The organism is Mycoplasma sp. 2575 (assembly GCF_053851635.1).
This window is the reverse complement of the sequence record NZ_JBSQBB010000018.1, coordinates 1-6,303: the sequence shown is the minus strand read 5'-3', so window position 1 is coordinate 6,303 and position 6,303 is coordinate 1. Positions and strand designations below refer to the sequence as shown.

Below are 6,303 nucleotides of genomic sequence, written 5' to 3'. Positions count from 1 at the left end.
TGTGAAATTTATCAACAAAATATCAAAAAATTCTGTTTTTATAAATAAAAGTTATTCTTAGTTTTATCAATTAAGTCTACTGGTTTAAGCCATTAATATAAAAAATAAGATGACTACAAAATCATCTTATTAAAATTTTTTTGTGCTACCTACAAATTTAGTTCAAGTTCTATTTCTTTTTGAAATACCTTTGCAATTAAATCTTCAATTTCTTCACTTAATTTATTTAAAGTTTTCATTTTATTATTTAATTGTGTTTTTAACTCTTCATCTTCAGGATCTTTATTAGGAGATTTTTCTAATTTTTCTATTTCCTTTTTGATATCTTCTACTATGGCATTAGCTATTGAAAGACGTTTATATATATTAATTCTTTTATCAATTTCTTGTTTATTTTTTTCAAAGACTTTGATTAAATCATTAATATTTTTACTATTGAAATCATCATCATTTAATAGTTTTCTTAACTCAACAATTTGGGAATCAGCGTCGGTTTTTTCTTGTTCTAATTCGACTATTTGATTAGAAAACTTAGAGTTATTTTCCTTATAATTGAATAATTCTTCTTTTTTTGTTTGCTCTTTGTTTTTAAATCTTCATATTCCTTTATTAATGCTTCGTATTCCTTAGCATTATCAGCATCGTCGGCTTTGCTTTGAGTTAAATTATCAATTTGCTCGTCTGCATCCTCAATAACTGCTTCCAAATCATTCAATTCTGATTTAGAAATAGTTTCAAGTTCAACGGTTTTTTTATCAATTTTTTCTTCATTAACCTTAATTTCATTTTGTATTTTTTGTGCTTTAGGATTAACTACCATTGATCCATTAATTTGTCTATCAAAATCATCATAACTTATATCTGACGAGCCGAAGTTTAATAACTCATATGCTGGAGGTGTTTGATGATCTTTTGGTACATCTGGTGTTCCAAAAATTTGACGATTAAAATCTTCTAGCTTAACATCTTCTCTATCATATCCCAACAATTCAAAAGATGAAGGGACATCTGCATCATTTATTTTACCGGTTTCAGATTTATTTTTACCTTCACCATTTTTATGTTGGTTCTTAATTTCTGATTCTGGTTTCTTTTCTTGTTCTTTGCCTTCTTCCTTCTTTTTAGGATCATCTAGTTTCTTTTGATCATCTATTTTAGAATCATTAGGTTTTTTATCATTGTTTGTACTACATGAAATAACAGTTGCAGCTGCTATAAAAGGCAAGGAAATGCTAGTTAATGTTAATAAAATTTTGTTAGATTTTTTCATAATATCTCCTTAATGCAATTTTTAGATAAAAAAAATTAAACCATTTTTTTTTTTTTTGGAAAATTTTTCAACAAAAAACAATAGATTTATTTTTGTCATAATAAAATATGCTTTTTAGTTTTGTTCTAAAAGCATTAAAAAATAAGATAAAAAAATAGGATAGTATATATAACTACCTTATATTATCATTTTGCCTATATTTATATTTTTTGCTTATAAATATTTAGAAATCTCTATTTCTTCCTGAAATACCTTCGCAATTAGATCTTTTATTTTCTCTCTTAATCTATAAAGATTATCCTTCTTTTGCTTCAATTCCATGGATAATGTTTCATTACTATCATCATTTGTGGAACTAATTGTTTTATTCTTCATTAGGCCCTCTATTTGATTATCAATATACTTAATTACCAAATTAGCTACCGATAAACGTTTATATAAATCTATTCTCTCATCTATTTCTATTTCATTTTTTTCAAAAATTTTAATTAATTCTTCCGCATTTTTCTTATCGATTATTTTTTCTTGTAAATCCATTTTAATTTGTTCGACTTGAGTATTAGCATCAGTTTTTTCTTGTTCCAATTCAGCTATTTGACTAGGAAATTCAGACTTATCTGGCTTGTAGTTTAATAATTCTTCGACTTTTGTTTTTCTTTGTTCGTTCTTTGTTTTTAAATCTTCATATTCCTTTATTAATGCTTCATATTCGCTAGCATTATCAACATCTGCCTTATTTTCAGATAGATTAGCAATTTGTTCTTTTGCGTCCTCTATTATTTCATTTAAATCATTCAATTCTGATTTAGAAATAATTTGAAGTTGATTACTTTTTTTGCGTAATCATTTCTTCATTTTCTTTGATTTCTTCTACTATTTTTGCGACCCTTGGGACAACATTTGGTGTTGCTGAATCTTGTTCACTAATTCCTGTTTTAGCATCCTCAAAATCACCTTCTTCATTACTATCTTCAATAATTAGATCGCCTAGATCATCACCATCATTTTTATCATTCACATCTTCAATAGATTCAGAATCGCTAAGTTCTTCTTCGCTATCTTCGGGGTTATTTGGATCGAATTCTTTATCATCCATATCTTCGCTGTCGTTAACTTGATCATTTTTATCATTGTTTTTAGATTTTAAAGATTCTTCATCATTAAATTCTCCCAAATTTTGGGAATTATCAATTTCCTGTTCTTTTTTAGTTGAATCTTCTTCTTGTTTTATTCGATCTCCTTGAGGTGTTAAGGTTTTACCATTAGATGTTTCATTTTTTGGACTCTTCCAATTCTTTTTCTTTCAATTCCTTTATTTTATTGATTTTAGGTTTTTTAGTCTCATCTTCTTTTAACTTTTTATTTATATCCACTTCTGATTGTATAGGGTTCAAATTACTACATGATATTACTGAACAAGCGGCTACCGTTGATATTGATAAACTAGCTATGGTTAGCAAAATTTTACTTGATTTCTTCAATGCCGTCCTCCATTATGATTTTAAAATTAATATAAAACATATATTAGACATTAAAAAATGAAATTTACAATTATTTTAATATTTAAAAAATAGTACAAATATTCGAATTGCCTAAAATAATTTAAAATTATGAGCAAAATTTAGCTCTTTATAAAAATTATTCAATAATTATTTTGTTTACTTTTTATAATTCAAATTATAGTCAGCAAATACATATTTATAATTTATTAGCTTAATTTCTATATTTGATTTGCTATAATTAATTAATCTTAAAAATCGTGATTAAGGGGGTATGTGCTTTCTTTATAAATTGAGTTCAAGATATACATAGAAATATCAAAACTAAAACCTATCGGTTTTCAATTTTTGAAATAGCACTTTTTGGTCTATTATTATCATTATATATGGTGTCCGCAGCCATAGAAAAATTTGTATTTATTGGTGCTTTTAACATTTCGATAACATATGCAGTTTTTATTATTTTTGGTCTTGCGCTTGGGCCTTGAAAAGGGGCAATTATTGGTTTATTATGTGATACGATTAATCAACTGATCTTTGGAATATCAACATGGATGCCTGAGTATGCGATTGTCCCTATTTTAATAGCTTTTCTTGCTGGATATTTTATGAGAGGATTAAATAAAAAAAACGAAACTGCAACATGAGCAATTGGTTTTATTTTTCTAACCATTATTACAACAATTTTTATTTTAATCCTACTAAAAGAATATAATTCCCTACCAATTAGTGAGGGGTCTCTAAAAAGAAAAAGAAAACTATCAATCAACGCTGTTATAGGCATATCTACATTTGGAATAGCATCTATATGAATAATATCGGAAGCATTCTTAATAACATATTTAGTAACAAGAAATGTCCACGTTAAATATGCAATGTTTCTATTATTCAATATTTTATTAACTGTATTTGGAATACTAATCATAACTAGATGATTATGAGGTCCGTATGCATACATTAACTATCATAACCGTTTCCGAAGTGGGACATGAAAACATAGTGAATATTACTTCTTCTTTATGGTACCTATCATATTTAAGAGTTTAGTTGAAATACCAATTTATACATTTGCTATATTTGCAGTTTATCCAATTATTAGAATAATTAGAAACAAAATTAATTATGTATCTAAAAAAATAAGTGTATTTTAACATATTGCAAAAAATAATTTCTAGTCTCTAATAAAAATCAACACGGCTCAAAATTAAGACTTTTTTACTTTTGTGTTTATAAACTATAAATAAAAAATCTAGGTAGTAAAAACCTAGAATTTTATTTATATAAATTTTTAAATTACTTATTTCCAATAAAATTTTATGCTAATTAACTTCAAATACAGTAACAAAAGCAAAGGATTCAATATTATTTTTTTTGTATCGAACAATTACAGAAATTTTTGTCTTAGACTTTTTGGTCTTAACCTCGAATTTTGTAGGTTTAATTATTTCAAATCCTTCAGGTACATTTATTTCATCATAAATTAAATTTTTAAGGTCAAAATTTTCCTTGGTAAAACTACCACTATATTTAAGTTTTTTATCAAAACCTCTTGCTTTTATTTCTTCGGTTAATTGAAGTCTTTTTATATCCTCTTCTGCTGTTTTTTCATCATTAATTTTAACTCTTGTTGAGCTTATTCTTGCATAATCTTTATTCAGAACATCAGTTAAGCTGCCCAAACTTACTTTTATTGATTTAATTTTTTTGTTTTCAATAACTGGCTTTGAAAATATTAGAACATTTTGTGTATCAATAAAGGTTTGGGTGTAATTGTAAAAGAATAATTCCGAATCAATTTGATAAGTTTTTTTGTTAAATTCAAAATGTTGGGCTGCTATAAATTTTTCACCATCTTTTAAAATTTTTTCTTTAATTTCATTATTTATTAAAACTAATTCTTTTGATTTAAGATTCTTCAAAGCCTTATCATGAATTCTTCTAAAACCATTATCACTAGTTAGATATTCATCAGAAGGTGTTTCCTGAAAATCAACTAATTTTATTTGTTTATATTGTTTATTTTCAATGGTATTAGTTGGAGCTTGGATATCTTCAAGAGGTTCTTGGCCTTTTTGCTTTCTTATATTATTTAATTCTTCAATGCCTAATTTATTCAAATCAAATTGCACGTCATATGAAATCATAGGGCTTTTGCTTCAATCAGCAAAGGAAACTTCGATAGTTATTTTTTTAATATCGTTTTCTTCTTTTATATCTTTAAAAGCATATTGTAATTGATGATTCTTTGTTGTTAATCAATAAGATTTATTGGTTAATTTTGCATAATCGCCCTTTTCGATAAATGTTTTATCTTTTGAATAATAAGGATAAACAAGAACATTCTTAAGTTGTGCAACTAAAAATTCTTTTTGCTTTTCTTGCGTTAAATTATGAGGATTAATAGAAGAAGGATGCGCATATCTTTCTTTATCAATTGTTTTGGTTATCTTTTTACTTATTTTTTTGTCTGTATTTGAATATAATAGAATATCAATTTTATATTCATTATCAGATACCTTAACTAGATTAGAAAGTTCAAAATTATACAAATTTTTATCATATTCCGAAACAACAAAGTTAGGCTTATTTTCAAAATTATTAATTGATACATTCGTAAGTACGTTTTGATAAGCCTTTTCATTATTAAATCTTATCTTTAACTTTGTAAGGTTCTCATCTAATTTTGTTTTTTCTTCTAATTCTTTGTTTATTTGATTCATACCTTTTTTTCATCCAGTTAGAATGAAAAATTTATTTTTTTCATGTCTTATATTGGTATTTTTCTTTTGTAGTCGATATATAAAGGTAATGTCATTAGTTTCTTCGTTTTTAACAGCCTTGTATTGACTAAATTCAAAAGTCTTAGGCAAAATCTTAATAATTTTGTTCAAATCAGCTTGTGCTAATGTAGTATTTTCTATACTTGGATAACTAAATCTTGTATACGATTCCGCTAATTTAAGCAACTCTTGATCAGATTTTTTTGACAAATTAGCAATTTTAGATTCCATTTCATTTTTTGCTATTTCCATATGGTTAGTAGTAGATTCTATCATAATTAAATCACTACTATTTTTTAAGATGTCCATAGCTTTATCTATAGCCTTTTGATAAACTTCCTCTTCTTCAAAGCTAAAAGCTAGCGATGCCTTATTTGCACTAAAGATTCTGTTTGTTTCCTCAACAGAAGTTTTTAATAAATTCTTAATTTTTTTTAAATCTTTTTTTGCATCCTGACTGCATGAAATTGATATCACAGGAATGGTAATTAATGGTGAAATTAACCCTATTGATAATAAAATTCTCCTATTTTTAGACATAAAGTTCCTCCGTAAATTTAAAAGAAAAGGCCACAAAAAAGTGGCCTTTTTATCCCTTAGATTTTATTGATTTTAATTCTTAATCTGATTGATTTATTCATTTTATAGTGAAATTATAGCATAATTAACATAGGCATTATAAAAGCGCTAAAAAAGTAACATTAATTAGCGTGAAAAATGAGCCACCGATATTTTGAATTTGTTTAATTATACA

At 25.6% G+C, this 6,303-nt stretch carries 6 protein-coding genes; all 6 read right to left on the bottom strand.

The annotated features are described in order from the left end of the window. Positions 1–514: 514 nt before the first annotated feature. The gene (locus tag ACWXVU_RS03075) at positions 515–1,270 is read right to left on the bottom strand and encodes a hypothetical protein (protein WP_438340550.1); all 756 of its coding nucleotides are present in this window, start codon (positions 1,268–1,270) and stop codon (positions 515–517) included. 213 nt (positions 1,271–1,483) lie between these two features. Next, complete coding sequence (locus ACWXVU_RS03070; RefSeq protein WP_438340549.1) at positions 1,484–2,125, bottom strand: hypothetical protein; 642 nt, start codon at positions 2,123–2,125, stop codon at positions 1,484–1,486. Further along, positions 2,097–2,444 (bottom strand): hypothetical protein, encoded by a 348-nt coding sequence (locus tag ACWXVU_RS03065; RefSeq protein ID WP_438340548.1) that lies wholly within the window; start codon positions 2,442–2,444, stop codon positions 2,097–2,099. The genes ACWXVU_RS03070 and ACWXVU_RS03065 overlap by 29 nt, the downstream gene beginning before the upstream one ends. An 88-nt stretch (positions 2,445–2,532) precedes the next feature. Further along, on the bottom strand, positions 2,533–2,751 hold the full coding sequence (locus tag ACWXVU_RS03060) for a hypothetical protein (RefSeq protein ID WP_444704948.1): 219 nt from the start codon (positions 2,749–2,751) through the stop codon (positions 2,533–2,535). Between the two features lie 349 nt (positions 2,752–3,100). Further along, on the bottom strand, positions 3,101–3,727 hold the full coding sequence (locus ACWXVU_RS03055) for a hypothetical protein (protein ID WP_438340546.1): 627 nt from the start codon (positions 3,725–3,727) through the stop codon (positions 3,101–3,103). 361 nt (positions 3,728–4,088) lie between these two features. Further along, positions 4,089–6,089, bottom strand: a complete 2,001-nt coding sequence (locus ACWXVU_RS03050) for a variable surface lipoprotein (RefSeq protein ID WP_456012177.1) — start codon at positions 6,087–6,089, stop codon at positions 4,089–4,091. Positions 6,090–6,303: the final 214 nt, after the last annotated feature.